This is a genomic window from Pedobacter cryoconitis (assembly GCF_003259615.1).
GTDB classification, from domain to species: domain Bacteria; phylum Bacteroidota; class Bacteroidia; order Sphingobacteriales; family Sphingobacteriaceae; genus Pedobacter; species Pedobacter cryoconitis.
This window is the reverse complement of the sequence record NZ_QLLR01000006.1, coordinates 126,300-153,044: the sequence shown is the minus strand read 5'-3', so window position 1 is coordinate 153,044 and position 26,745 is coordinate 126,300. Positions and strand designations below refer to the sequence as shown.

The 26,745-nt window shown below is 38.9% G+C and carries 24 protein-coding genes; 12 read left to right on the top strand and 12 right to left on the bottom strand.

Annotation, left to right across the window (positions count from 1 at the left end; all coding sequences use genetic code 11):
- The first annotated feature begins 102 nt into the window (after positions 1 to 102).
- The 7 genes from LY11_RS09370 to LY11_RS09340 all read left to right on the top strand — a co-directional run bounded on the left by LY11_RS09370 (position 103) and on the right by LY11_RS09340 (position 8,814).
- Complete coding sequence (locus LY11_RS09370; protein WP_111633451.1) at positions 103 to 2,238, top strand: hybrid sensor histidine kinase/response regulator; 2,136 nt, start codon at positions 103 to 105, stop codon at positions 2,236 to 2,238.
- 163 nt (positions 2,239 to 2,401) lie between these two features.
- Positions 2,402 to 3,715 carry a M16 family metallopeptidase gene (locus LY11_RS09365; RefSeq protein WP_111633450.1) on the top strand — a complete coding sequence of 438 codons (1,314 nt, stop codon included), beginning with the start codon at positions 2,402 to 2,404 and terminating at the stop codon, positions 3,713 to 3,715.
- A 30-nt stretch (positions 3,716 to 3,745) separates the two neighbouring features.
- Positions 3,746 to 5,188, top strand: a complete 1,443-nt coding sequence (locus tag LY11_RS09360; protein ID WP_111633449.1) for a M16 family metallopeptidase — start codon at positions 3,746 to 3,748, stop codon at positions 5,186 to 5,188.
- A 118-nt stretch (positions 5,189 to 5,306) separates the two neighbouring features.
- On the top strand, positions 5,307 to 6,179 hold the full coding sequence (locus LY11_RS09355) for an AraC family transcriptional regulator (protein WP_146610825.1): 873 nt from the start codon (positions 5,307 to 5,309) through the stop codon (positions 6,177 to 6,179).
- Positions 6,180 to 6,250: 71 nt separating this feature from the next.
- Positions 6,251 to 6,937, top strand: a complete 687-nt coding sequence (locus tag LY11_RS09350; RefSeq protein WP_111633447.1) for a ferredoxin reductase domain-containing protein — start codon at positions 6,251 to 6,253, stop codon at positions 6,935 to 6,937.
- Between the two features lie 140 nt (positions 6,938 to 7,077).
- On the top strand, positions 7,078 to 7,653 hold the full coding sequence (locus LY11_RS09345) for a DUF1572 family protein (protein WP_170132661.1): 576 nt from the start codon (positions 7,078 to 7,080) through the stop codon (positions 7,651 to 7,653).
- 279 nt (positions 7,654 to 7,932) lie between these two features.
- Positions 7,933 to 8,814: an AraC family transcriptional regulator gene (locus tag LY11_RS09340; protein WP_111633506.1), complete on the top strand. Its 882-nt coding sequence runs from the start codon at positions 7,933 to 7,935 to the stop codon at positions 8,812 to 8,814.
- Positions 8,815 to 9,157: 343 nt separating this feature from the next.
- Here LY11_RS09340 and LY11_RS09335 read toward each other — a convergent pair whose 3' ends face one another.
- Positions 9,158 to 10,039, bottom strand: a complete 882-nt coding sequence (locus tag LY11_RS09335) for a M57 family metalloprotease (protein WP_170132660.1) — start codon at positions 10,037 to 10,039, stop codon at positions 9,158 to 9,160.
- 345 nt (positions 10,040 to 10,384) lie between these two features.
- Here LY11_RS09335 and LY11_RS09330 point away from each other — a divergent pair, with 345 nt between their 5' ends.
- Entirely contained in the window at positions 10,385 to 12,187 is a 1,803-nt protein-coding gene (locus tag LY11_RS09330) for a sensor histidine kinase (protein WP_111633505.1), read from the top strand.
- A gap of 38 nt (positions 12,188 to 12,225) precedes the next feature.
- On the opposite strand, the gene LY11_RS09325 is transcribed toward LY11_RS09330, so the two are convergent.
- Together LY11_RS09325 and LY11_RS09320 are read right to left on the bottom strand one after the other, a co-directional pair.
- Positions 12,226 to 13,098, bottom strand: coding sequence for an N-acetylmuramoyl-L-alanine amidase family protein (locus LY11_RS09325; RefSeq protein WP_245952689.1), 873 nt, complete (start codon positions 13,096 to 13,098; stop codon positions 12,226 to 12,228).
- Between the two features lie 114 nt (positions 13,099 to 13,212).
- Positions 13,213 to 13,461, bottom strand: coding sequence for an outer membrane beta-barrel family protein (locus LY11_RS09320; RefSeq protein WP_262510915.1), 249 nt, complete (start codon positions 13,459 to 13,461; stop codon positions 13,213 to 13,215).
- Between LY11_RS09320 and LY11_RS27165 the strand changes: the two genes are divergently transcribed.
- The 3 genes from LY11_RS27165 (at position 13,397) to LY11_RS09305 (ending at position 14,825) form a co-directional block, all read left to right on the top strand.
- The gene (locus LY11_RS27165) at positions 13,397 to 13,639 is read left to right on the top strand and encodes a LytTR family transcriptional regulator DNA-binding domain-containing protein (protein WP_111633444.1); all 243 of its coding nucleotides are present in this window, start codon (positions 13,397 to 13,399) and stop codon (positions 13,637 to 13,639) included. The two genes, LY11_RS09320 and LY11_RS27165, sit on opposite strands and share 65 nt — an antisense overlap.
- Before the next feature lie 114 nt (positions 13,640 to 13,753).
- Entirely contained in the window at positions 13,754 to 14,062 is a 309-nt protein-coding gene (locus LY11_RS09310; RefSeq protein WP_146610824.1) for a hypothetical protein, read from the top strand.
- Positions 14,063 to 14,306: 244 nt separating this feature from the next.
- The gene (locus LY11_RS09305; RefSeq protein WP_111633442.1) at positions 14,307 to 14,825 is read left to right on the top strand and encodes an ExbD/TolR family protein; all 519 of its coding nucleotides are present in this window, start codon (positions 14,307 to 14,309) and stop codon (positions 14,823 to 14,825) included.
- Between the two features lie 73 nt (positions 14,826 to 14,898).
- Here LY11_RS09305 and LY11_RS09300 read toward each other — a convergent pair whose 3' ends face one another.
- The 7 genes from LY11_RS09300 to LY11_RS09270 all read right to left on the bottom strand — a co-directional run bounded on the left by LY11_RS09300 (position 14,899) and on the right by LY11_RS09270 (position 23,388).
- Positions 14,899 to 15,861, bottom strand: a complete 963-nt coding sequence (locus LY11_RS09300) for an EamA family transporter (protein ID WP_111633441.1) — start codon at positions 15,859 to 15,861, stop codon at positions 14,899 to 14,901.
- A 23-nt stretch (positions 15,862 to 15,884) separates the two neighbouring features.
- Entirely contained in the window at positions 15,885 to 16,370 is a 486-nt protein-coding gene (locus LY11_RS09295) for an Lrp/AsnC family transcriptional regulator (protein ID WP_111633440.1), read from the bottom strand.
- A 181-nt stretch (positions 16,371 to 16,551) separates the two neighbouring features.
- Complete coding sequence (locus LY11_RS09290; protein WP_111633439.1) at positions 16,552 to 17,211, bottom strand: HAD family hydrolase; 660 nt, start codon at positions 17,209 to 17,211, stop codon at positions 16,552 to 16,554.
- Between the two features lie 88 nt (positions 17,212 to 17,299).
- Entirely contained in the window at positions 17,300 to 18,643 is a 1,344-nt protein-coding gene (locus tag LY11_RS09285; protein ID WP_111633438.1) for a RagB/SusD family nutrient uptake outer membrane protein, read from the bottom strand.
- Between the two features lie 17 nt (positions 18,644 to 18,660).
- On the bottom strand, positions 18,661 to 21,708 hold the full coding sequence (locus LY11_RS09280; protein WP_170132659.1) for a SusC/RagA family TonB-linked outer membrane protein: 3,048 nt from the start codon (positions 21,706 to 21,708) through the stop codon (positions 18,661 to 18,663).
- Positions 21,709 to 22,063: 355 nt separating this feature from the next.
- A complete protein-coding gene (locus tag LY11_RS09275; protein WP_111633436.1) occupies positions 22,064 to 22,690 on the bottom strand; it encodes a chloramphenicol acetyltransferase in 627 nt (208 codons plus the stop codon).
- Entirely contained in the window at positions 22,690 to 23,388 is a 699-nt protein-coding gene (locus LY11_RS09270; RefSeq protein WP_245952685.1) for an HAD family hydrolase, read from the bottom strand. The genes LY11_RS09275 and LY11_RS09270 overlap by 1 nt, the downstream gene beginning before the upstream one ends.
- A gap of 74 nt (positions 23,389 to 23,462) precedes the next feature.
- Here LY11_RS09270 and LY11_RS09265 point away from each other — a divergent pair, with 74 nt between their 5' ends.
- Positions 23,463 to 24,032, top strand: coding sequence for a Crp/Fnr family transcriptional regulator (locus tag LY11_RS09265; RefSeq protein WP_111633435.1), 570 nt, complete (start codon positions 23,463 to 23,465; stop codon positions 24,030 to 24,032).
- Between the two features lie 95 nt (positions 24,033 to 24,127).
- Here the strand turns inward: LY11_RS09265 and LY11_RS09260 are convergent, their stop codons facing one another.
- Positions 24,128 to 25,162, bottom strand: a complete 1,035-nt coding sequence (locus tag LY11_RS09260; RefSeq protein ID WP_111633434.1) for a hypothetical protein — start codon at positions 25,160 to 25,162, stop codon at positions 24,128 to 24,130.
- Between the two features lie 139 nt (positions 25,163 to 25,301).
- Positions 25,302 to 26,705 carry an alpha-amylase gene (locus LY11_RS09255; protein WP_111633433.1) on the bottom strand — a complete coding sequence of 468 codons (1,404 nt, stop codon included), beginning with the start codon at positions 26,703 to 26,705 and terminating at the stop codon, positions 25,302 to 25,304.
- Positions 26,706 to 26,745: the final 40 nt, after the last annotated feature.

Sequence of the window (26,745 nt, the reverse complement as noted above, 5' to 3'; positions counted from 1 at the left end):
GATACGTAAACCGCATGGGTTTTTATCTCGTATTGTAAATATAGACGATGGGTGAGAAAATAATGGTATTTTTGACCTTCTATTGAATGAAACATTTACGATTTGAAACCTACATACACTAAATTTCTATCGAGAAAAATTATTCTTGCCTTCTTAGCAGGGGTTATTGTTCTGGCTATAGCGGCTTTATTTGTACGTTATTCTATCACGCATAAATTAGAAAACCTTTCGAAATTCGCCTATGATATAGAGCGTGATCAATCGAAACCACAACGGGCTTTATTATTACTTCATCAGGCTGAGGATGATTTTCAGGAATCCCTTTTAAGCACTGACAGCACTAAAAGTAATGCCTACAAAGTAAAATTATCACAGGCTTTTGATGAGATCGATTCACTGCTCAAAGAAAATACCGATACTGCAGGCCTTTCTGCCATACAGCGTAATAAAGTCAGGTTTTGGTATCATAAAAAGCTAAAACTATCCGAAAACCTTTATACGCTCAAACATAATTTTGATTCTCTGCTGACTGCCTATACTGACTTTAACCTGAATAATCAGAATTTGCCGGGTATCCGCACCATTGTACATGCAAATAAGAAGATAACTAAAAATCAAACGGACACGATCCGTAAAGAAGTAGAAGTTCAAAAGAAAGGACTCTTTAGCAGGTTGAAAGATGCGATCTCTAATACGAATGTACCAAAAACCGGGGTAATTGAAATTAACCATAACCGTACCAGTGGTTCTATTGATTCTGTGACAATGAAAATTGCAGGAAATGATAAAAGAGCTTATGCAAAAGGTATTAAACAATTACAAGAGCGCAATGAAAAACTATTAACTGCGCAAAAAGAACTGATTACCCTGAATATCCGGATCAATAATGAAATGGAGCGTATTATCAATGGCGTAAAGGAGATCAATTATAGTATAGTAGCTGAATTCAAGGAAATGGCTTTTAAAAGTTACCAGGAAACTACTGCTTTATTGAACAAGTTTTACCTTGCTGCACTTTTCCTGGTCCTGGTATTTGCTATATTATTGATCATATTTATTATTAAGCTGGATAAATCAGAAGTAGACCTGCGTCAGGAAAATGACCGCGCTGTAACTATCGCACAGCAAAAGATGGATTTATTGCTCCATATGAGCCATGAGATCCGAAATCCATTAACGGCAATAAAGGGCTTCCTTTATATCTTTAGCCGCACAAGCCTTTCTCCGCGGCAAACAGAAATGCTGGGCTCCATTACCTTATCTTCTGATATGCTGCTGCTCACGCTGAATGATACTTTAGACGCAGCAAAAATGGAGAATAATGAGTTCAAGATCAATCCTGAGCCTTTTAATGCCGATTTTGCCTTGAAAGAAGTCATCGAGAGCATGGAATTCAGTGCCACTAAAAAGAAACTGGCAATCCATTATAATTTTGAAGGAGATAAACAGCTGGTCTTGTTGGGTGACAGTTTCAGGTTGAAACAGATCATGGTCAATTTGCTGAGCAATGCGATTAAATATACCAATACGGGCAGCATTACCGTGCATGCAAAGTTGAACATAGCGAAGCAGCAAACCAGGCTGGAAGTTAGCATTACCGATACTGGAATGGGAATTAGCCAGGAACAGCAAACCAACTTGTTCTCTAAATACTATCAAACTAATTCTGCCAAAGGAAAAACAGGTACTGGCCTTGGTTTATATATTTGCAAACAAATGGTCGAGCTGCAAAAGGGGGAGATCAGTGTACAAAGTAAGGCCGGGGAAGGCAGTACGTTCCGGTTTTATATTCCTTATCAGCAAGGGATGCCTGCGGAGAGCGGGCTTGTTCAACCTGCCACTGATGACCCGCTGTTGTTATTGAATGGCATCAGTATCCTGGCCGTTGATGACAATGAGCTTAATTTAATGTTCCTGAAAATGATGACCAGTAAATGGAACGTTAAATTCTACCAGGCCTCAAACGGAGCTGATGCTTTAGCTCTGCTGCGTAAAAACCCGGTAACAGTGGTACTGACTGATATTCAGATGCCGGAAATGGATGGGTATGAGCTGCTGACTGCCATGCGGGCTGCTGAAGGTCCGGTCAGTAAAATTCCTGTGATTGTCATCGGAGGAAATGAAATTGAGCTGGAAAAGGTGAAGGTTTCGGCCAATGGGTTTGCAGGTTTAGTCAGAAAGCCATTTGTAGAGTCAGAACTGGTTCGCAAAATTGCAGCTGTGTTACCCCGCCAGTAAAATCCTGATATTATTTTTATTCTTTTTTGTAATTTTATTGGTTTCCCATAGTCATAGGGAAGGGGTATGTAATTTTTAATCAGATCGTATACCCCCAACGTGCGTTTCACCTGTTTTAGTTATAAAAAACCTCACCTCATAGAAATTATCGACAAATTTAAATATGAAACAAAAATTACTATTAACAATGGCCATTTCGGGCTTGTTCCTGAGTGCTTCGGCGCAAAAGGTAAAGTTTACCGAGTATGATATGGATAATGGCTTACACGTCATCTTACACCAGGACAAAACAGCGCCGGTAGTTGCAGTCTCTGTGATGTATCATGTGGGTTCAAAAGATGAAGATACGAAGCGAACTGGGTTTGCACATTTCTTTGAACACCTTTTGTTTGAAGGCAGTGACAATATGAAACGCGGAGAGTTCATGAAAACAGTGAGCAGTAACGGAGGGCAAAATAATGCGAATACTTCGCAGGACAGAACTTTCTATTACGAAGTATTTCCTTCTAATCAGTTAGAATTAGGACTATGGCTGGAGAGTGAGCGTATGCTGCATCCTAAAATAGATGAGATCGGGGTTAAAACCCAGAATGAAGTAGTTAAAGAAGAAAAAAGGTTAAGTTACGATAACAGGCCTTATGGAATGTTCACAGAAAAAATATTCAGCAGTTTGTTCCAGGGACATCCTTACCGCTGGCAGCCAATTGGTTCAATGGAACATCTGGACGCTGCAAAATTAAGTGAGTTTATTGCTTTCTTTAAAAAGTATTATGTGCCGAATAACGCGGTGTTAACTATTGCTGGTGATATTGATGTGGACCAGACCAAAGCTCTGGTACAGAAATATTTTGAAGAGGTTCCCAAGGGTGCCCCGGTTGTAAAAACAGTTTACCAGGTGAAGCCTGTAGAGAAAGAAATCATCGATACTGCTTACGATGCCAATATTCAGATCCCTGCAATATTTGCGGCTTACCGCGTACCGGGTATGAAAAGCCGGGATAGTAAAGTATTGGGAATGATCAGCAACCTGCTTTCTGGCGGGGGCAGTTCAAGACTAAGCACTAAAATGGTGGATGAGAAGAAAACTGCCATTCAGGTTGCGGCTTTCAATTATTCTTTAGAAGATTATGGGGCTTATATTACCCTGGCATTGCCGAATAACAATACACCGCTGAATGATCTTTTGAAAGATATTGATGCTGAGGTTGTACGTTTACAAACTGATCTGATCAGTGAGGCTGAACTTTCTAAATTACAGAACCAGTTCGAAAATGGCTATGTCAGTGCAAATAGTAAAATGATCGGTCTTTCTGAGAACCTTGCGAATGGTTATACTTTCCACGATAAACATACCAATGATATTAACGAGGAATTAGATAAGGTAAGAGCTATCACACGGGAAGAAATCAGGGAAGTTGCCCGCAAATATTTAAATAAGAACCAACGTGTCGTTCTTTATTACTTACCTAAGAAATAATCGCTTTCTAATCCAGCTTAAAATTACAAAATGAAGAAAATATTCATACTTGCCTTTGCCACACTGTTTGTACAGTCTGTAGTCGCGCAAAAATTAGATAGAAGTCAGAAACCAAAACCAGGACCAGCACCTGTACTTACTTTTGCTGATCCGGTTATTTATAAACTCCCTAACGGAATTACGGTTTTGGTTGTTGAAAACCATAAGCTGCCGAAAGTAACGGCTACTTTCAGCATAGATGCAGGCCCGATTACTGAAGGGGAGAAAGCGGGTTCAATCGCTTTTCTGAGCGGACTGCTGAACGAGGGAACGACAACGAAAACCAAGGCTCAGTTTGATGAAGCAGTGGATCAGTTAGGGGCAGATGTAAGTCTTTCTGCTACTGGTGGCCGTACGGCTGCATTAACGCGTTATTTTGATAGTGCATTCCTTTTAATGGCTGATGCTTTGCGTCATCCTTCTTTTCCGGAGGCTTCTTTTGAGAAATTAAGATCCCAGGCATTGACGAACTTAAAGTCCAGTGAACGCAGCGCTAAGTCTATTTCAGGACGAGTAGTGAGTGCGCTTACTTATGGTCTGAACCATCCATTAGGAGAGTTTGAAACTGAAAAAAGCGTTAAAGCGCTTAGTTTAAATGACGTTAAAGCAGCTTATAGTAAATATGTGACTCCTTCCAGAGGATACCTTACTTTTGTAGGTGATATAAAACCTGAAGCAGCAAAAGCAATAGCGATTAAAGCATTAGGCGACTGGAAAGGCAACTCTTTAACGCTTCCTGTATTAGCTAAAGTAAACAATCCTTCAAAAACTGAAGTGGATGTAATTGATTTGCCAAGTGCGGTACAATCAGAAATTACGGTAACCAATCTGATTGATCTGCCAATGAGCAGCCCTGATTATCATGCAGTTTTACTGGCCAATGAACTTCTTGGCGGTGGTGCTGATGCGAAGTTATTCAGAAACCTGAGAGAGAAACATGGTTTTACTTACGGCGCTTATGCTTCTACGGGTTCGGGTCGTTTTCAGTCACAGTTCCGTGCAAATGCGGCTGTGAGAAATGAAAAAGTAGACAGTGCTGTTGTTGAATTCCTGAAAGAGATCCAGGTGATGCGTACTGAAAAAGTAAGTGCTGATGATCTTCAAAATGCGAAAAACCTTTACAATGGGTCTTTTGCTTTAGGGTTGGAAAATCCGGCACGTACTGCGGGTTTTGCAAGCAATATCCTGATCAACAATCTTCCGAAAGATTTCTACCGTACTTATCTTCAAAAGATTAATGCGGTTACTGCCGATGATATTCTGCGGGTGAGTAAAAAGTATTTTGGTTATGATGATGCAAGAATCGTTATTGTGGGTAACCAGGAGAAATTTGTTCCTGGTTTAAAGAAAATGGGGTTTGTTGTTAAATCTTATGATAAATATGCAGCTCCGGTAACTGCTGCTGTTGAGGCCCCGAAAAAGGCAGCTGAATAAGCTTTTTTTAACAGCTTAAAACCCCTGATATATCGCTGATCCTGATTTTGGCGATATATCAGGGGTTTTTGCATTATACAGTCAGAATTTATCATCTTTGAATTCTATAATTTTAATTGTGAAACAATCAAAAGATAAACGGACTTCTATACCTGTTCATAAGTTACAGGAGCGCACTTCGCTGGGCATACAGGTTCGTTATTTTGTCAACTTCAATAAGCAGGATATACGAAAGCTGGGGGCACACAGGGATGATCATTATATTTTGATTATCCAGGAATACGGAAATAGCAAGGTGAACATTGATTTCAAAACGATCATGGTCAGTGGTTGTGCTGCTTTTTTTATTTTGCCCGGACAAGTGCATTATGTGCCGGAATCTGAAGAAACGGCAGGCTGGTTTATGGCGATAGACTCTTCTTTGGTAGACAAGAGTTATCAGCAGATTTTTGAAGAGCTTGCATTACATCAGCAAGCCCTGGCAATCAGTACTGAAAAAGTGGATCAGTTAGCGAAATGTGCGGGGCTTTTGTGTGATATGTTCGATGATGCTGAGCAGGCGCTGATGCCCGGTACTGTGATTCATTCTCTGGCATCTGCTTATGTAGGGATCTTTGCAGATCTTTATAAATCCAGCAATCCTGAAAAAGATAAACAAAACCTCAGACCAGAAATTATTACCAGTGAATTCCGGAAACTGGTAAGCAGTCAATTTAAAACCCTTAAAAATCCAAGTCAGTATGCAGATACGCTTTCGCTCTCGCTGTCTTATCTGAATGAGGTGGTTAAAGCAGTAACTGGTTTTCCTGTCAGCTACTGGATTCATCAGGAAATTATTCTTGAAGCTAAAAGGATGCTGTATTACAGCGATTTAAGTGTGAAGCAGATTGCGTTTTCACTGGGGTATGATGACCATGCTTATTTTTCCAGGCTTTTTACCAAAGTATCTGGTATTTCGGCGGTCAGATTTCGGAAAGACTACCGCGAATAATCCAAGTTAAACCTTGGATAGTCTCTTGAATGAGCTTTTGTTTTATCGTTTTTTTGTATAAAGTAAAGCTTATGAATATTATCAAAAAGAAAGTCTTATCAATTTTTGAAAGCCGCGTTTTAAAACAAGGATGTGTATTAGAAGTGCGGGCTTGGAATCCAGCCACTTTTTTTGAAATTGATTTACACCTGCCAGGGGTAGATATGGACAAATGGACCTCAGTCCAGCATATGAAAGTTAAAGTTTCCGAATATACTTACCGTGATTATACGCCGGCATTATGGGACGCCGAAACAGAAACTTGTACACTTTGCATAGATTCGGCGCATTCAGGGCCTGGCAGTGATTGGGTAAAGGGATTAAAAAGAGGGGACACTATATCATACGTCGGGATAGGCTCTACTTTTCATAAACCAGTAGCTGATAGTAAATTGTTATGTCTGGGTGACAGCAGCAGTATCGGTCATTTTCTGGCACTGAAACAATTGGCTCTGGGCATTGGTGAAGTTTATGGAGCGATCAGTTTTGATACGGAATCACATGCCCGCGAATTCTCAGAATATTTTGATACTTATCTGCAACCGATCAAGGAGAATAAAAGGGATGTTTCCCTGGTTTCCTGGCTGAATGAACAGGATTTAAGCAATGAAACAATTTATATTGCTGGTCATATTCCAACAGCTATGCAGCTGCGCACGCACCTAAAACTGCGCAATGATTTCAACGGAAGTATTAAACTACAAGGATTCTGGCACTAATGAAACAGGTTAAAGAAATGAGATCCGCCATTTTATTGGATCTGTGGTTTTTAGTCGTAGCGCTTATTTGTTTATTAAATCTGGTGCGTATGCTGTAAATTTGAATAATCATTTATATCAATATTTATATCACTGGCCTTATGATGATCGATAACTATCTTGAAAGTACATTCAAACAGTTTGAATACTATAGAATGCTTGGGGAAAAGACTTTTGCACAACTCACGGATGCACAGCTTTTTTATCAAATTAATGCGCAAAGTAATAGTATAGCAATTATTGTCAAACATATATCCGGGAATATGTTATCCCGCTGGACAGATTTTCTGACCATAGATGGTGAAAAGGCCTGGCGTAACCGGGAAGCTGAATTTGATAATGATGTTAAAGACAGAGCAGCATTAATGCAGTTATGGAATGAAGGCTGGACCTGTTTATTTACAGCTTTGAAGACGATCAACGCAGCTAATTTTGAGCAGCTTGTCTATATCAGGAATCAGGGGCACTCTATCACCGAAGCTATTAACAGGCAGCTGGCACATTACCCATATCACATTGGTCAAATCGTGTTTTTGGGTAAAATGCTGAAGGATGGAGATTGGGATTCTTTATCCATTCCGCGTGGTGATTCTCAGAAAGTTAACAGTGAAAAATTCGCTCAGCCCAAGACGAAGACCCATTTTACAGATGAATTTCTGAATAAAGGTGAAAACTGATCTTTATATAGTTGATTGTGAAATCGGTACGGCATTTTTATTGTCGGTTTAGTGGTCAAATTATCTGAAAGGAACCTTTTTTAATTGTAAATATTAATTCCTGATCAAATGATTTAAGTCTGATTACAGGAAGAGGTTTTTCGTAAAAAAACACTCCATTGCTTTGGTTAGGGAGCTATTTATGGTTATTTTTAAAGTATAAATTAGCCTCTCGAAGAAACCAAATCAGGAAACCTTATTTATTAAGGCGACCAATGCACTACCATGCAAAAACAATCAATGAGAGCCCAGTTATTAAAAATCCCAACCCCCCTTGTTAATTCTTTCAGCATCCGGAGAGATCTGCTTCCAGACATTAACAACAGTTTACATTATCACCGTGAAATAGAGCTGATCTATTTCAAAAACGGTTCAGGAACCCAATTTATAGGGAACAGTGTGAAGCCATTTAAATCAGGAAACTTAGCCCTGATAGGCAGTCGTCTCCCTCATTACTGGAAATTCGATGAGCATTACTTCTCTGCTGTCGATGGACAGCAAACAGATGTGATTGTTATTCATTTTTGTGAGGACTTTTTAGGAGAAAACTTTTTGAATCTTCCTGAAAATAAGGTGATCCGTAAACTTCTTCAGGAATCGACAAAAGGAATTCATATACAGGAAAGTATCAGCCCGAAAATAGGCGAATTGATGGAGCATATCTTTCTTAGTGTTGGAGCTAAAAGGTTATTGCTTTTATTAGAAATCCTGGCAATGTTGGGGAGTAATTTTAAAAGCTGTACTTTATTGAATAGCGATTTTTTAGGTGATACCGCCATAAAAGATAATAGCCCGATCAGCAATATTTACAATTATATTCTGTCCAATTTTAATAAAAAGATAGAGATCGAAGAACTGGCAGATTTTGCGAATATCAGCGTACCTTCCTTTAGCAGGTATTTCAAAACGCATATTGGAATGACTTATAAGCAGTTTTTGCTGGATGTGAGAGTTGGTCAGGCTTGTAAATTACTGATTGAAGGCCAGATGAATGTAAAACAGATCAGGTATGAGTGTGGTTTTCAAAATGTAGTCAGCTTCCATAAGCAATTTAAAGAGGTGACAGGAAAGAGCCCGCTGGAATATCAAAAGTATCATTTGCAGCACAGAAAAGGGATTTAATCAACATGCCGTTATCTTTTTAAAGGTAACCGCATGCTGTTTTGTTGTTTTTCTGTTTGAAGGAGTATTGCTTTTCTGCCTGAAGGTTTGCCATCAGCAGGAGTGATGTCGTTCTGCTTATAAGCTCCAAGCAGGGCGGGACAGACTTAAAAGTGTAAGTGCTAATTTTTTAATAGGGTATGTTTTTGATAGGAGTTAGTTACAGACAGGAGTTATCAGGAAGATACTGTCTGGATTTTAATAATTCAGGAAACTGCCCGGTTAAAGACAGCTTCCTGATTAGTCAACCGGTAGATGTTTAATTATTTATAAATTGTGGTGTGTATTAGCAATTCAGGTTTGTTTATTTTACTGGATATAGTGTTTTTAAAGCAACAATATCACTTGTTGTAAAAGGGCGGTTTGTTCCATCAGAACAAGCCAGCATGAATGAGCCTGGTTCGCCTCCTTTTGGAGTGCCGGGAATGTAGATTGCGCCCACACCACTGGCTCCTTCATTTGGATTCTTATCAAAACCACAACTGTAAGTTCTGTCAGCATAATCCGTGTGTCTGAAACCAATTGCATGTCCAATCTCGTGTGCAATTACGGTAGCCAGTACATTGTTGTTTTTATAATCTTTATTGTATACCACTGAACTCAGTTTAATTGGCGTTGCAGGGTTCCCGTTTGAAGGAAAACCAGCTGATTGTCCTAAGATCGTTCCTCCTGAAGGGGATTGCCCTAAGTCTGCACCATTGATTACAATGTCTGCTTTTTCAGTAGAAGTTGAACTTAACAGCTTCATGCTTAGCTTAAGACCCTGGTCATTGTAACGTTTAATGGCCTCAGTCGTTGCATTGGTGAAAACTGTTTGCGATGTACCAGCATCAATTTTAATCTTAATAACTCTTGGCAAACCTGTTACTAAGTTGGTTGTGCGATACTGCTCTGTTTTCGGCCCCTGATCAGAAAGTCCGGCAACAAATTCCTGCTGAAGCTGAAGTTGTTGTGGTGTTAAAAAAACATCACCCTCCACTAAATAGCCGCCATCAGTTTTGACTACCATATTAGTGGAAAATCCTGCCTGCGCGATAGCTGTTTTCTCTTCTTTGGTCAATTCCGAACTTGAATTTTGTTCAGCAGATGTACTGTTATTGTTCTTCTTACAGCTTACGACTACAGCGATTGTCATCAATAATGCTAAAGAGATTGTTTTTGGATTAAATAGGTTGTTAGTTTTCATGTTTTTCATTAGTTAGGTAGGTAATTAGTTAGGTTGACTAAAGCAATGATAAATAATCGTGGTGATGAAAAACAGGGAAAGCTGAATTGCGTATAAAAGATGTACTCTTTTGTAGGAAAAGCTTAAAAATATTAAACAATAATTCTCTCACTTTCGGCACTTGTTTAGCTTTATATCATAAACTATAATCATTATGTTCTTCTTTATAAGAACAATAGCTTAAATTTAGGTCAGTAAAAATATCTAATCAATTGACAGTTGAAAGCTTCTCTGCATAGTTTCATTAAAGCTAATTACAGAACCATTTTCACAGTGGGATTACTGGTATTGATATTTCAGATAAGTATGAAGCAAAATTTCCTGTTATTTCATACTATTGTTGAGCTTTCTGCAATTGTCATTGCCTTCGCCGTTTTCATTGTAACCTGGAATACCAGGAAGATAATTGATAATAATTACCTGTACTTCGTAGGAATGGCCTATGTTTTTATTGGCACTTTAGACCTGCTGCATACCATCACTTATCCGGGTTTGAACATTATTCCGGGAACTATTTACTACACTAATCAGTTTTGGATAGCAACCCGGTTCCTGGAAGCTCTAACCTTTATTATGGGCTTCTGGTTTCTGAAAAGGAAGAAAGTACTCAACGGAGATATTACAATTTTAACTTATTGCCTGATCACAATACTCCTTACGTTATCCATTTTATACTGGAAGATATTTCCTGTTTGTTATATCGCGGGAACAGGACAGACCGCCTTTAAAATTACTGCTGAATATGTAGTCATCGCTATGCTCTTTCTTGCCGGGTTCCTGTTGTATAGTTCCAGAAATAGTTTCAGCCCTTCAGTGTTCCGGTTGTTAATGTTATCGGTGTTTTTTGCTATTCTCAGCGAATTTTGTTTCACCTTATATGTCTCAATTTTTAGTCTTCCAACCGAGATCGGACATTATGCAAAGCTAATTTCTTTCTTTCTGATCTATAAGGCCAACGTAGAGACTGGATTTACCAAACCCACTGAGCTTATCTTTAAGGATCTGAAAGACAATGAAGAGAAATACAGGACGCTGACAGAAAACCTTCCGGAACTGATCTTTCGTTTTGACCGGAGTTTCAGGTGTTTATATGCGAATTATGCCCTGCAACAATTCCTTTCTATGAAACAGGAGTCTTATACCGGCAGGAAGTTAAGCCACCTTGGATTACCAGCTTCTTTTGAACACCTGTTAATCAAAATGTTAATCACGGTAAAGCAAACAAAACTAACGCAGGAAACTAATTTTGACCTGAATGAAGGCAATTATACAAACTCCTTTGCAATACAGGTCATTCCGGAGTATGTTCTGGAAGATCACAAAGGTACTTATTTGGTGATTTGCTATGATATTACGGATTTAAGGATTACTGAGCGCAGGTTAATGGAGTTGAACAATACCAAGGATAAGTTTTTTTCAATTATTGCGCACGACCTGAGAAATCCATTTACTTCCCTGATTTCTTTTAGTGAGCTGATTTATAAAAATGTGAACAGGCTAAGTCCTGAGAAAATTGAGAATTTAGCTATGCGGATGAACGATTCCGCTAAACAGGCTTATATTTTATTGGAAAATCTGTTGCACTGGTCAAAGATGCAGACCGGTGTGCTAAAGCCTGATTTACAAGAGCTGGACGTGATTGAATTGTTAAAAGAAATCAAACATATTTCTTCTTCCACTGCGATTGCGAAGGGCATAGAGATTAAACTGGAAGAATTGCCTGCGGCCAAAATAATTGCAGATAAACAAATGATGAGTACTATATTGAGGAATATCATTGCCAATGCGATCAAGTTCAGCTATGCCAATGGAAGTATTGTGCTGAAAGCTGCTGAGCGCCAGCATGAGGTCCTTTTTTCTGTAATGGACTCAGGTGTAGGCATCGAAAAGCAAAATGCCGACTTGCTATTTAAAACTGACAGCAGCTTTTCTACACCGGGTACTCAAAATGAAATGGGAACAGGTTTGGGGCTAAGGCTATGCCGGGAATTTGTAGAAATAAGTGGCGGGAGTATCTGGCTGGAAAGTGAGCCGGGGCTGGGCACCACTATTTATTTTACGATACCTGCTCAGGATAATGCTGTGCAAAAGGATACTGTTGTTAAATGATCAAAACTGCACAATGAGCTTTGATCATTTAATAGTTTTTAATTGGCGACCAGTTGCTTTGTATATTCCTGAATCGCATTTTTGATATTCTGAACGATCTCCTGTCTTCCGCTTAAAGAGTTAATATATTCTTCCTCATCCGGATTACTGATGAATCCTATTTCAGTTAATACAGCCGGCATACCCGCTCTTGCCAATACAGCCAGACTTTGTTCTTTTACCCCGCGATTAACACGGCCTGCTTTAATATACTGCTGTTGAATTAAAGTAGCCAGTTTAATACTTTGGCGACGGTAAGCATTTTTCATCAATGATAGAATGATAAAACTTTCCGGATCATTTGGGTTATACCCATCATAGTTTTCCTTGTAATCCTTCTCCAGTAAAATTACCGCATTCTCTCTGACCGCTACATCTTGTTCACCTAATCTTCCGGAACCAGAAACGAAAGTCTCCACACCCGAAGTTTCTGTTCTTCCTCTCATATTTCCAGGCATAGAGTTACAGTGGATAGAGATAAATAAATCTGCGTGAGCTTTATTTGCAATATCAATACGCTCATATAATGGAATAAAAACGTCTTCAGTACGGGTATATATCACTTTTGTGTTCTCAATTTCCTTCTCAATTGTTTGTCCAAGCAACATAGCCACGTCCAGGGCAACATCCTTTTCTTTGGAAAACAAGCCTCTTGTTGATCCATCTTTTCCACCATGACCTGCATCGATCACGATGATCATTGGTTTAAGAACAGGAGCTGGTTTGACTTGTTGTACTACAGGTGCTGTTTGTATTTGTGGTGCTGGTTGTACTTGCTGAGGCGTTTGTGCGTATATAAAGGAAGAACTAAGCAGAAAAAGAACAGTAAAAGTAGTTCTGAAGGCTGTTATGTTTTTAATGTTTTCAGGCATTATTTTTTGCAGGTTTATTTAGTGTTTTCGTAAATCCCCCTGGGGGGTCAATTTACAAATTTACAAAGATAACGTTGAAATTCTAAACTTAGTTCGAATTCATTGACCTGAAATTTAATTGGAAACCCTCCCTTGTTCTTCGGCGGTGTATGTTTTTCTGTTCCTGGTGGTTTTAATTTTCATGTTTCCAAATTTATAACTGAAGCTCAGTGAGAACATTCTGCTTTCCCATTCATTCTCCCAGTAGGTATTTACATTGTTGTATTTTAGCACACCTATGAATCTTGCGGTATAAAAAATATCACGGATCTTCAGGGAGATTGTAGCCTTTTTATCCATCAAAGTCTTCTTAGCTGAGTTTATCAGATTAGGTTGTTGTAGCCCTCAGCCACCTTTTTACAGGGTTCATAAATCATATACTGTAGCTATTGATAAAATCAGGATGATAGACGGTAATACAATCTATATTCAGTATCAGACTATATCTGTTGGAGAAACATATGAGGATGAATTCTTTAAGATGATCAGGGAGCAGAAGTAGCCCGCATAAGCATAAATAATAAAAAAGATAAAACTTTAAATGGTTTTTTTTGATTAAAGATAGTAACTGAATGATGTTAATTATTAATAAACAGTAGTTTAACCTTAATTTAATATGATGAATTTAAAGTTTTTAGTAGCCGTAGCTTTAACCGGAATGGTTTTTACGGCATGTAATTCAGACAAAAAAAGTGGCAGTGATACTACGAATACCGAAATGACTGACACCTCTGCTGTAGATACCAGCAGGCATGATACTGCAAGGGCTGATACAGCAGGTGTAGGGGTAAGTGGAGCAGGTGCTGGCACTGAAGGATCCGGATCTGGTGCAACAGGAACTAATGGACAGGGTACGCCTCCTCCAGGTACAACAAGTACTCCTGGGATGACAGGTACCAAAAATCCTTCCCCGGTAAAACCTTAATCAAATGCTGGCAGTTTTATAGCTTGTGCTAAAACTATAAAACTGCCAGTTTCTGATTCAATTACTGAATGCTATGGAATAGTATATTGTTAAATTATAATAATATAAATATATTGCTGATTTACAGCCTTTTACATATGTGTAGTTTTTTTTATGGGTAGGGCTATGGAAATGATCTTTAATCGGCATCATTTGTTTAATAAACCGAACCTCATTCGCCCAGGGCGATTAAAAACCAACAATTATGGCTGAATTAAACAATGCCTTCCGAAACAGAAAAAGCATTCCTAAAGTTGACCTGACCGCAATGGTGGATCTGGCTTTTTTACTGATTACTTTTTTTATGCTGACTACTTCTCTTTCTAAGCCCGTGGCTATGGATATTGCAAAACCAGATCTTAGTGATCCGGATGCCAGCTTGGATTTAGCAGCTTCAACAACAATGACCATTTTATTAGGTAAGCATAATAAAGTTGCCTGGTATAGGGGAGAAGCTGGTAAGAGTAATCCAAATATTGAAGGGTTCAAAGAAATTAGGCGTTCAATCTTGAATAACAAGACGAAAGTTGCTGTTGAAAATGCCAATAATCCTAAGAAAGGATTAGCGGTTATTATTAAGCCAACATCCGGTGCTACTTATAAAAACTTTGTGGATATAATGAATGAATTAGCCGTTACACAAATTAAGATTGCCCCGGCAATTGATGATGATCACATTACTGATATTGAAAAGGCATTTATGAAACTAAATGACATTTTATAACTATCCAAAATTTCATAATTATTCAAACATAGCGGATAAACCTGGAAATTAAGTTTGGTAGTTATGTTTTAACTTACTGATCCTCACATAGAACCGGTGCAGAAGCGATAGCTTTCTCTTTTCTGTATTTAACGAGATTAATTAGGAGTACACTAGCAAGAATTACAATTAATCCAAGAATCCTGATCAGGCTAACTGTTTCATCTGCGAAACATACCCCAAGCAAAATCGCTACAACAGGGTTAACATAAGCATAAGTGCTCACTTGCGTTGCAGGGCGTACTTTTAACAACCAAACATAGGCGCTAAAAGCTGCAATAGAGCCAAATATAATCAGGTAAACGATGGAAAGCCATGCGCCAAGGGAAACATTACTCCAGTGAAATTGCTGGTATTCAGCACTCAATGCGCTACCGGGTATAAAAGCAATACCTGCAGCAAGCATTTGCCACGCTGTATTTACAGCGACAGAACTATCAGGAGCGGTATGATATTTAGAATATAAAGACCCTCCTGCCCATGCAATAGGTCCCAGCACTAATAATCCCATCCCTAATATCTGATTCGAACTTTGTGCTGTATTTACTGCCTGAAACACCTGCTCTGAAAATAATAGGATTACCCCGACAAAACCTATAACCAGTCCGGCAATTGTCGATTTGCTGCTTAGGTTTTCTTTCCACTTAGGTTTATCCAGGATAACAAACCAGATGGCGGCAGAGGCAACCATGATTGCTACCAAACCACTTGGAATAAACTGCTCTACCCAGATTACCGTACCATTGGCAACCCCTAGCATCAATATCCCACTCACTACCGCATACTTTATGTTTTTCCAGTCGAATATCTTTTCTCCTCTGAATTTACACCAGGTCATAAGCAGTGTACCCGCAATGAGGAAACGAAAAGTGCCAAGGAAAAACGGCGGAAAGCCTGCGAGGGCTTTTTGAATAAAAAAATACGTAGATCCCCATACAATATATACCGTAGCAAATGCCAGGTAGACGAGGAGCGGAGAGGCAGGTTTATTGGTCATAATATTTTTGTTTTCTGGAATGGCTATTTTTTATTTTCAGGAATGACTAATTGTTGTTGTTCTTTGACTGTTTCCAGAACGATGGTAGTACGAATAGATACGATTGTCGTGATTTTACTGAAGGAAGTTCTCATTAATTCCATCAAAGAGGCCGAGTCGGCTGTTCGGACCTTCACTAAATAGCAATCTTCACCTGCAATAATATGCACTTCCTGAACCTCTGCAATTTTAGCAAGCTCAGTCGCTGTAGTAGTACAGCCGAGGCTGTGTGATGCCTTCATCGAGATAAAAGCCAATAATTTCAGGCCAACTGCTGCAGGATTAATTCTTGTTGTATACTGAACAATCACTTCCTTTTGTTCCAGTTTCTTTACCCGCTCTAAAACCGCAGAAGGTGCCATTTCAAGTTCCTTTGCAAGATGTACATTGGAGATCCTTGAATTGTCCTGCATTAACCTTAATATCGCAAGATCAATATGATCTAAATTGATGTTGTTTTCGATTATCATTCTATAAATATATAGATAATCCGAATTATATTCATTTATTATGATAAATAAATATAATAAATTCTGATCAGTCCGTTTAAAGCCGATAGGTTGTAAGGAATTCCTGTAAAAAAAACAAGGCTGCCCGTAGAGGCGGCCTTGTTTAAAAAATCATCTTATTTTGAAGAAATGACCTGATGAATTAAGGAAACAATGATTTGATTTTATCAAACGATAATTCTTTATAATCCTGTATATATAAATTACAAGGAGGCAATTCTGCTATTGTATGAGAAGTGAGTACGCCGGCTACCCGCATCCCTGCATTAAGTGCAGCTGAAATTCCTGAATAAGAATCCTCGAATACAAGACATTGCTCTGGCATAACACCCAGATTTCTGGCAGAGGTTAAATAAACTTCAGGATCAGGCTTATGCTTTTTTACATCTTCACTGGCCATGATGGAGCCTAGTTTTTCACGGATAGGCACCTCACTTAAAATCAGGTCAAGATTAGCATAAGGGGCAGATGTAGCTACGCCAAGCTTAACTTTATTTAGTTGTAAATCAATTATGAATTCCATGATTCCATCAATTGGTTCAATATGTGCTGCGTATATTTCTCTGAAAAGACTTTCCTTCTCATTTTCCATTTGAAGTAACTCTTCGCCGGCAATCGGTCTTCCTAAAAAATGAGACAGGATGTAGCTATTACTTTTTCCAAACATATGCGCAGCGAAATCTTCATCTGTAGGATTAAGGTTACGTGCTGAGAAAAACTCGCGAAAAGCAAGGGAATGATATGGATTAGTATGACAGATTACCCCGTCCATATCAAAGATGACTGCAATTTCATTGTTCATTCCGCAAAGTTAATATGATTTTGATTAAAAAGATGATTAGCTATTATCAATACGGCCCAAAAACGGGCCGTATACTTAGATAATTTGATTAATACCCTGGATTTTGTACCACATCAGGATCTGAAAGTAAATCTGAATAGGGAATAGGGAACAACCAGAAATTCGTATTGGTGAGCCCTAATATTTTTCCTGCCTGTTTTGTTCTCACCAGGTCAAACCAGCGATGTGCTTCGAAAGCAAACTCAACACTATTTTCGTCGGCAATCGCCTGTAATATCTCTTCCTGATTACCTGAGGTGAATGGAGAAACACCTGCTCTTTTACGGATAGCATTCAAATCAGCCAGTGCACCATCCAGTTCATTTAGATGTGCTCTCGCCTCTGCCCTGATCAGGTATAATTCAGCAATCCGGAGCACATAAGAAGGATCTGTACCAGTTCCGGCGGTATTATACAGCGTGCCGTAAACACTGCTTCCAGTGCCTGCGATCAGGCTTTTTCTTGTTCCCCCAATCCCGGGATCGTTCAATTTACTAATTAATGAAGCAGTTGGCTTTAACGTATATGATCCGCCCAATGCACTTGGATACCATAAAGACCAGTAGTTGTTTTGATTGTTTGCAGAAAAGGTTAACTCAAAAACAGATTCAGTGCTTAAATAGGGAGCTGTAAAGAATGATTGATAAGTATTGACCAATGCAAATTTTGACTGAGCAATTACCTGTGTTGAATAGGTTGCCGCATCTGTCCAGTTTTCCCGGTAAAGTGCTAATCTTGCACGTAATCCCCTGACAGCACTTTTTTGTACTCTGTTTCTTGTGATCGCATCATCTGCTGGCAATAACTGTTCTGACTGTATTAAATCTGCAAGTACCTGATCATAAGTTTGGGTTAGTGTACTCCTTTTGACTCCTTTAATCCCGTTAATGTTGGCAGTCGGAGTTAACTGCAGTTGTACGCCGCCCCAGCCTCTGGCCAGGTCAAAATAACCCAGCGCGCGAATAAAATAAGCTTCTCCCAGAATTCTGTTTTTCTCTGCAGTCTGTAATAAAGGATCAGTAACCCCGGGCAGGCCCGCAATCACACTGTTTGCAGAATTAATTGTACTATATATCTTTTGATAAACACCTACAGTGATTACATTATCTGTAGGAATAGCATTTTGATCCAGCTGTAAGTATTCGCTTAAAGTACCGTTAAAGGCTACATTGTCTGCTGTAACCGTACCTAAAGTAATATAATCTGTGGTATAATTCTGTAATCTATTATAAGTACCTAAAATCGCTGCTCTGGCCGTTCCTGCATCAGTAATTGCAGCTGTTGAAGGTATTGCATTGTTTGGTATTTCCTCCAGATATTTTTTGCAGGAGCTAAACAGCAAAGGTAAAACAAGTAAATAAATAGCTTTCGTATATTGAGTTGGATATTTCATGTTGATTGTTTTGAAAATTAAAATGTTACACTTAAACCTGCCTGAATCGTTCTTGGCTGAGGTACAGTGGCCCAGTCATACCCAGCCGTATTCTGGTCACCACTTTGAGAACTTACTTCCGGGTCCAGACCTTTGTATTTGGTAAAAGTCAGCAGATTTGTACCAGATACGTAGATCCTTGCTTTACTGATTCCCCACTTCTGGCTGATTAATGAAGGAATTGTATACCCTAATGTCACATTCTTCAATCTGATAAAAGAGCCATCTTCCAGGTAACGCGTACTTAGCCTGGCTACATTTCCCCCGTAATTATTAGCCGCACCACCATTTGCTGTAGGGTCGCCACTATAAGTAGTTAATCTTGGAATATCAGTGATGTCACCTGGTTTTTGCCATCTGTCCAATTGTCTTGGGTCAAACCCGATATTGTTCTGTGTACCACCATGCACCAGGAAGAAATCGTGCATGTTCATAATTTTGTTTCCCTGCTGAAAATAAAAGAAGAAGTTAAAATCGAAGTTTTTATAAGTTAAAGTATTGGTTAATCCGCCCGTATATTTTGGAATGGCGCTGCCTGCAATTTGTCTGTCTGCTGTATTGATCTGGCCATCTTTGTTGACATCATCATATACTGCATTCCCTGTATTCGGATCAACATATAATTGTTTGTAGAGTTGAAAAGAATTTACAGCATAACCTTCTCTTAAAATTGAAATATTCCTTCCTGAAGCGCCAAGAGAGATGTCAGAAGCCAGTTTTTCAATACGGTTAGTATTCTGTGAAACATTAAAATCAGTAGTCCAGCTAAAGTTCTTTGTTTCTATATTAACTGAGTGAATACTGAGTTCGAGTCCTTTATTTCTTATTGATCCGAAATTTTGAAGCTGTGAATTAAAGCCTGAACGGTAGGGTACAGGTACATTAAGTAATAAGTTATAAGTATACTTATTATAGTAATCAAAAGTGAAACTCAGCCTGTTTTTCAAAACCGCGAACTCTGTACCAATATCAATCTGGCGGGTAGTTTCCCACGTTAAATCAGGATTTGCCAATTGCGAAGGTGCTGTTCCTGCACTTTCAAGGTAATTATAGCCAGCTTTCCACAAGCCTAATGCGGCATAATCTCCAATCCCATTCTGGTTCCCTGAAAGACCTGCACTTGCCCTGAATTTCAATTCGTCAAAAATCCCCAGTTTAGAAATAAACTCTTCTTGTCCGGCTCTCCAGGTCAATCCTCCCGAGGGAAAATAACCCCATTGTTTATTTTTGCCAAATTTAGAAGAAGCATCGGCTCTCAGACTTCCATCAATGGTATATTTCTGATTATAGGTATAACTTGCTTTACCAAAGAAAGAAACCAGTTTATTTTGAGAACGGTAAGAGGAGCCTGAGCGGATTGCGGCATCAGTAATGGCAGTTAAAGCGTTGGTTGCAAATCCAGTTCCTGTTGCACCTGTGCCTTGTGAAAGTGTGGTACTTAAAGTATTTCCAATCAGCGCATTGATATTATGTTTTTTATCAGTTCCGAATGATTTGATATAAGTTAATACCTGCTCATTGGTTAGTACCAGGTTTTTCCCCTCATTGGAACTGGCAGCTCCATTGGAAGCAATACCTGCACTGATTAATGTATTGCTGTAATTGTTCTCATAAAGACTATTGTTGTCTATACTCCAGCTACTCTTTAATTTCAGGTCGGGAGAAATTGTATATTCCGCAAATAAATTACCAATGGTCCGCCATCCCACAGCAGAGTTATTCAGATTTTCGATCAGGGCGATATGATTGTCAAAACTTCCATACCTGGCGAAAGTGCCATCGGCATTGTATACCGGAAGATAGGACCTTGGAAAGATAGCAGAATTGATCACTCCTGTAGCGTTGTTATCATTACTGCTGACATTTCTGAACGTACGGGTGAAATTGAAACTGGTTCCTGCTTTTAATTTATCAGTCAGGTTATTATCATAATTAAACCTTCCTGTATATCTTTCAAAACCCGAAGGCTTCACAATTGATTCTTGTTTTAAATAACTTAATCCGGTATAATAAGTACTTGTTGCTGTTCCTCCCTGCGCAGAAAGCTCGTAATTGGAGGTTCTTGCTGTTCTGAATAAATCACTGATCCGGTCATAAGTAGGCAGGGCAGAAGGATTTGGAAAAGGCAGTACTACAGTTGAAGGATCTGTGCCGCGATCTTTTGCCGTATTAATCACTGCTTCGTTTGCTAGTTCTGCTGTTTGAGGTCCGGTTGCTGTTTTAAATTTCTTATTGGCATCAGACCATCCCTGATAGGTGCTTAAATTGATTTTTGCCTTTGTATTTAGCTTTCCGCGTTTAGTAGTTACCAGTACAACACCATTAGCACCCAGGGAACCGTAAATGGCGGTTGAATTGGCATCCTTCAAAATGACCAGTGATTCAATGTCTGCCGGGTTAATGTCTGACAGCGGATTAGAACCAGCCTGATTACCTAAACTGGTGGTAATCGGATCTTTACTGCTTACGAAAACTCCGTCGATTACATAAAGAGGCTCTACCGAGGCATTGATAGAATTGTTACCCCGAATGCGAAAAGTGATTCCGCCACCTGGTACACCAGAATCTGAGGATACTTGTACTCCGGTTGCTTTACCTTGTATCAGCTGATTAAAACTGGAGCCGGCAATATCTTTGAGCTGATCGCCTTTGATTGTCGATATAGAACCGGAAATAAATTTACGTTCCTGTGTACCATAACCTGTTACAACGACTTCACTGAGTTGTTGTAAGTCGGGTACAAGCTGTACGGCAATTGTATTTGTAGTTACTTTAATACTTTGTGAAAGATAACCTATGTAGCTGAAATCAAGGGATTTTTCGTCATCCGGAAGGTTCAGTGTAAATTCGCCCTGTGCGTTGGTTATAGTGCCTGAGTTTTTAGTATGCAGGCGTACACTCACACCAGGGACAGGTTGATGGTCGGTCTGATCGACAACCTTGCCAGTAATGGTTTTATGCTGTGAAAATGCTTGTGCAGCGAGTAGCATCAGCAGCGGAAAAAGCTGTAGTAATTTTAGTTTCATGTCTGGATATTTGAAAAAATAGGGGCATAGTTTTTCCATGTCCCGGAAATTGGGACTGGTAAAAAAATAGCAGGATTAAATAATTAATTAAGAGGCGGCAGGTATACCGGGATTTGGCAAATTATGCCATGAGACAACATCGCATGGAAGGCACGCGGCTGGCATAAATTAACACGTTGAAATCAGCAATGATCAACGGCAATTGAGATTCAGTTTTTTTAGCTTCGGAAGTCATTTTGTAATTGGCATTTGTGTATAATGGGACAAATATACAATGTTTGGATTAAATACTACTGTTTTAGTAGTATTTAATCCAAACATTTAAATGATACCTTGAACAAGATAATTTCAAGAGCTAATAACTATTCATTAATTCCTGAAATTTTTCGACAAACTTCCCTACATGGTAACCATCCATTAACGCGTGATTAACATGGATGGAAACATTCATTGTCTTGCTGGTTTTTGTAGTTGTTAATTTACTGAAAGAGATCTTAGGTGAGCTATCTTCCATTGAAAAAGATCTCGCATGCGACAAAGCAGAAAAGTCCAGCCAGGGAAGAGCGGAATAATGAATAACATTTTCACTGAAGACTTCGGGAAAAAGGCCGCTGCCTTTTGAAACCCGATCGGCTTCTTGTTGTGCAGGCCCATAAAAACCCTCAAAATCTTCCTTAAATTCGATATAAGAGAATCCAAACGTTTCATCAGGACGGCCAATCGTGGCAGAAGCATTTACCTGGTCATAAACCATTACCTTTTCACCCTTAATTCTATATTTAAATTCTTCAATAGTATTGGCAGCTTTTAGAGATTGATATAAATAATAGAGGAAAAATGATTTTCCTGATTGTTTTGCATAATCATAAGCTTTCGTACAATCAATTTTTACTGTTACCCCAAAGAAGGGCTCTTCAAATTTTCTAAAAAAATGGAAATGTTCTTTTCTTTTCCAATTTGCTATATCCAGTTCTTTTTCCATTAGTTTTTTAAGATGTTAATAATTTCAGTCATCGTGTTGAGGGGCATAAAATTTGGATGTTCTAAACTATCTTCCAGCTGTTCATGTGCCCAAGTGATATGATAGGGGATATGGGCCGCATAACCACCCAATTCCAAAACAGGAAGTATATCTGATTTGATAGAATTACCGAGCATTAAGAAGTGTTCCGGCTTACAATCCAGATGCTTCAGCAGTTTTTGATAGTCTCCGGTCAGCTTATCGCTCATAATTTCAATATGATGAAAATAAGACTGCAACCCTGAGTTCTTAAGTTTTCTTTCCTGATCTAAAAGGTCACCTTTAGTCGCAACAACTAGTCTGAAGTCACTTTTAAGCTGTTTTAAAACTTCTTCTACGCCATCCAGTAAATTGATAGGTTGTTGTAAAAGTGCCTGCCCAAGTTCAATAACCTGATTAACCAGTACTATACTTGCTTTATCATTTGATATGCGGCTTAAGGTTTCTATCATGCAAAGCATAAAACCTTTAACTCCATATCCATAAAGCGCAAGGTTTTTCATCTCAGTTTTATATAATTCCCGGGAAACATCAGGAGCTGGCAAATACGCTTCCAGCAACTGGCAAAATGCAAGCTCAGCTTCCTGAAAGTATGGCTCGTTGACCCAAAGTGTGTCGTCTGCATCGAAAGCGATTACCTGAATTTGATTTTTGATCATTACTTTTGTTTGAATAGCTGCAAAAGTAAAACACTTTAATTCCCTAAAAAGGACAATTGTCCCGAACCATTTATATGTTAAGAACCAATGCCGATTTATTAGCCTTCACTGAACGTCTTTATACAAGTCAGGAAAGAAAAGAAGACATTATTCTGAGGTCTTTTAATAAAGGGGAAAGATTACTCGAACAGGATATTAAGATCGGTAAAGTGTTTATTCTCAGCGAGGGAATTGCAAAATGTTACCTGACTGAAGAAAACGACAAAGATTACTTGTTTGAATTTTTGGGTAAAGGACAAATTATTGGTGAAATAGAAGCACTGAAAAACAGTACATGTCTTTGTACTGTGGAAGCGATTATTGCTGTTAAGGCTTATTGTTTATCCGCCTCTTTTTTTATGTCCTTAGTAGATAAAAATCTTGAAATGAATAAAATACTGCTGCAGGAATTATCCGATCGTCTCCTGAATACAAGCAGCAGAGCTTCTTTTCAGCAATTATATTCTTTAGAACACGGTCTTTCTAAATTACTTCAGCTTCAAAAAGAAGAAGAAATCGAGCTGAGCAGGGATGATATGGCTGCTTACCTTGGCATTACTATCCGAAGTTTAAACAGGGCATTAAAACAATTGAAGAAAACCTAAGTCTTGTTCAGAATAATACCCTGTGATAATATGAAGATAAATATCAGGTGATTATATGTTAAATTTCAGCTGGTGAAATGATAAACCTGTATTTCTTACGGTAAATCTACTTTTATCAATTCAATGTTATTTTTAAATAAAGGAACCTGGTCATCGAATGCAAATGCTTTATTAAATGATAATACGACCTTTTCTGCTGTGGTTTTAAATGGCTTTTTAAGACGGATTAAAATACGGTCGCCTTTTTCTATTGTATAGAGATCTTGTTTTGATCCTGAGATCTTTTCTACCGTTACTACATCCTTCAAATGAACTGAAGAAGATTCTCCGGGATACCTGATGTCCAGCTTGTCTTTATTTATTTTTACAGGAAAGCTGGAATGGTTCACTATAAATATTTCTGCATTTAGCGTATCCCGCTCCTGATAACTTCTTAACCTGAAATTTACACCTGAAAGTGCAATTTCCTGATCACTTACATAAACAAACGGAGGCTGTTTGACCTGTTTTATACCTTTCAAATAAGCAATCTGTTTTTTGGTGAAACCGGACTTTGTATCCAATGAATAACTGGTAGTCTTAATTTGATATTTTTCGAGATATGCTTTATAGTCAGCTGGTGCTAAAGTTGTTGTCATGCTCAATAATGTTGGAGAACTACTATAAGCCTTGAATCCGCCATCATCTTTAACTACTGCAGACTTATCTTCTTTCGCGCTGTAATTAATTACAAGATTGTAAAGGGACTTAAAGTATCCATTCCTTCCTGTAAGCTGATATTCTCTAAGTTCATTTAAAGGTTGAAATTTTAACGAAAGGGCTTTGTTTTCTCCGGGTTTCAGGACAATTGGTCCGGTGCTTCCGGTTTTAGGTAAAGAACGGAGTCCTTCTCCTGTGGCTATTTCAATTTCGCTAATGGTTAAATCGCTGTTGCCCGGATTGCTGAGTTCAATATCTGCCTGCAATTCCTGTGTTTTGATAGTGCCAGTCAGGCTGAATGCGGCCGCTATTAACTCAGATTGCATACTCATAGGTGAATAATTCAAATCACCTTTGATCCTTTTAGTTTCGGAATGATTTTTACAGGCAAAAAGTAAAGTGAGCAGGATTAAAGGAATGATTTTTTTCATAGGAATTGATGAGGATGGGTGTGTTTAAATGGGGGTCAGGTATGTTTAAATGAAGATCAGGTTTATTTAATATAGATAAGTTATCAGGAGCTGAAGCAACTACCAAATCACCTCAGCCTCCTGATAATAAATTATAATTTTATATACCAGTAACAGACCAGATCGAATACGCGTGTGGCGGGGCCTGGATCAGAACCCTGCCGTCAGCAGCTACAGTTGGTTCCCAACCCGATGCCCCGGTATATTCCTTTATTTTTTTGCCACCCCAGTTAGTACTTACCCACTGTTGCTGCCAGTTATCACTACCATTAAAATAAACAACTAACCCAGGAAGTGTACCATATCCGTTTCTTCTGTCAATATATTGATCGGTAGCTGAATATAGATTTGTCGTTGTTCCTCCAGCCAGATTTTTATGAATCCAGATCAGGTTATTCATCCTGTTTTTGTCCAGCAAATTCTCATAATCCTTATAGAAAACGCAAGGGTAACCTTCATGAGTCATGATATAAGCATAAGCAGAGTACTTATTCGTGGTAATATCAGTATCATGGTTACTCACGAAAGTAACTGCCTTCGCTGCATTTCTTTTTAATAACATATCATCATTAAGACGAGTCAGATCATTGGTGTCAAAAGCACTGTGCATCGCATAAAAACAAGCAAAATCAAAAGCCGAAGAGGTCTGCTCAGTCGCATCTACCCAATTCTGTAAGTTTGCCGCATTTCCATCCCATTCCTCACCAACAGCAAATACAGCAGCAGGGCCACCAACGCTGTTGACAAAGTTTTTAACTACCCAGGCACCATATCCTTTGACATAATCAAAACGAAATCCATCAAAGTGAAGGCTGTTTTTGTAGAATTTGGACATGCTATAAGAAGCATTATAGATCCAATTAGACACATTTGCCTTTTTGTGGCAAAGATCAGGGAAACCGGCAAAAGCACCTTCATCAGCAGCTTCTATATCATTTGGGTGAAAATCACTGTAAGTACGCTGGAATTTACCGGATAGTGGAGTGAACTTCGTATAAGTACTGGTACTGGTATAAGGATTGGCCTCTAAAGTTCCCCCGCTGCAATGATTGAGAACAATGTCAGCATATACTTTTATACTATTATTGTGCGCTGTGGTTATCAATTTCCCAAGACTGGTTGAGTCACCAAACCTTGTAGGTTTGGTACCCATTTGATTGTAACTGCCGAAATCGAAATAATCATATGGATCATAACCCATACTTGTCGCGCCACCTTGTGCTTTAGTAGCAGGAGGGAGCCATATTGCCCCAATTCCCGCTGCTTTCCAGGCCGGGATCTTATCATTTAATACATTCCACCAGCCGCCCTGAGGAACGTCCCAGTAAAATGCCTGCATCATCACGTCACTGCCGGAACCGGTAGCCGCGTCTACTTGAATCTGTTTAAATTGTTTTGCTGGTACAGGGTCGGTGGTTATTGATTTTTTGCACGCAGTAAAGGAGAGAAAAAAGCCCATAAAAAGGACAGTCTTCCCGAGTAGGCAAGATGTTTTTTTGTTCATACTATTTGGTTATTTATTTGGTTTAATGTTTTGCCCGTAA

Coding starts and splice junctions, on each gene's coding strand:
- LY11_RS09350 (WP_111633447.1), top strand. CDS start 6,251: ATGAATATTATCAAAAAGAAAGTCTTATCAATTTTTGAAAGCCGCGTT.
- LY11_RS09285 (WP_111633438.1), bottom strand. CDS start 18,643: ATGAAATATCCAACTCAATATACGAAAGCTATTTATTTACTTGTTTTA.
- LY11_RS09325 (WP_245952689.1), bottom strand. CDS start 13,098: ATGCCTGAAAACATTAAAAACATAACAGCCTTCAGAACTACTTTTACT.
- LY11_RS09335 (WP_170132660.1), bottom strand. CDS start 10,039: ATGAAAACTAACAACCTATTTAATCCAAAAACAATCTCTTTAGCATTA.
- LY11_RS09310 (WP_146610824.1), top strand. CDS start 13,754: ATGATGAATTTAAAGTTTTTAGTAGCCGTAGCTTTAACCGGAATGGTT.
- LY11_RS09300 (WP_111633441.1), bottom strand. CDS start 15,861: ATGACCAATAAACCTGCCTCTCCGCTCCTCGTCTACCTGGCATTTGCT.
- LY11_RS09330 (WP_111633505.1), top strand. CDS start 10,385: ATGAAGCAAAATTTCCTGTTATTTCATACTATTGTTGAGCTTTCTGCA.
- LY11_RS09260 (WP_111633434.1), bottom strand. CDS start 25,162: ATGAAAAAAATCATTCCTTTAATCCTGCTCACTTTACTTTTTGCCTGT.
- LY11_RS09290 (WP_111633439.1), bottom strand. CDS start 17,211: ATGAACAATGAAATTGCAGTCATCTTTGATATGGACGGGGTAATCTGT.
- LY11_RS09275 (WP_111633436.1), bottom strand. CDS start 22,690: ATGGAAAAAGAACTGGATATAGCAAATTGGAAAAGAAAAGAACATTTC.
- LY11_RS09360 (WP_111633449.1), top strand. CDS start 3,746: ATGAAGAAAATATTCATACTTGCCTTTGCCACACTGTTTGTACAGTCT.
- LY11_RS09345 (WP_170132661.1), top strand. CDS start 7,078: ATGATGATCGATAACTATCTTGAAAGTACATTCAAACAGTTTGAATAC.
- LY11_RS09340 (WP_111633506.1), top strand. CDS start 7,933: ATGAGAGCCCAGTTATTAAAAATCCCAACCCCCCTTGTTAATTCTTTC.
- LY11_RS09265 (WP_111633435.1), top strand. CDS start 23,463: ATGTTAAGAACCAATGCCGATTTATTAGCCTTCACTGAACGTCTTTAT.
- LY11_RS09255 (WP_111633433.1), bottom strand. CDS start 26,705: ATGAACAAAAAAACATCTTGCCTACTCGGGAAGACTGTCCTTTTTATG.
- LY11_RS09270 (WP_245952685.1), bottom strand. CDS start 23,388: ATGATCAAAAATCAAATTCAGGTAATCGCTTTCGATGCAGACGACACA.
- LY11_RS09305 (WP_111633442.1), top strand. CDS start 14,307: ATGGCTGAATTAAACAATGCCTTCCGAAACAGAAAAAGCATTCCTAAA.
- LY11_RS09365 (WP_111633450.1), top strand. CDS start 2,402: ATGAAACAAAAATTACTATTAACAATGGCCATTTCGGGCTTGTTCCTG.
- LY11_RS09295 (WP_111633440.1), bottom strand. CDS start 16,370: ATGATAATCGAAAACAACATCAATTTAGATCATATTGATCTTGCGATA.
- LY11_RS09280 (WP_170132659.1), bottom strand. CDS start 21,708: ATGAAACTAAAATTACTACAGCTTTTTCCGCTGCTGATGCTACTCGCT.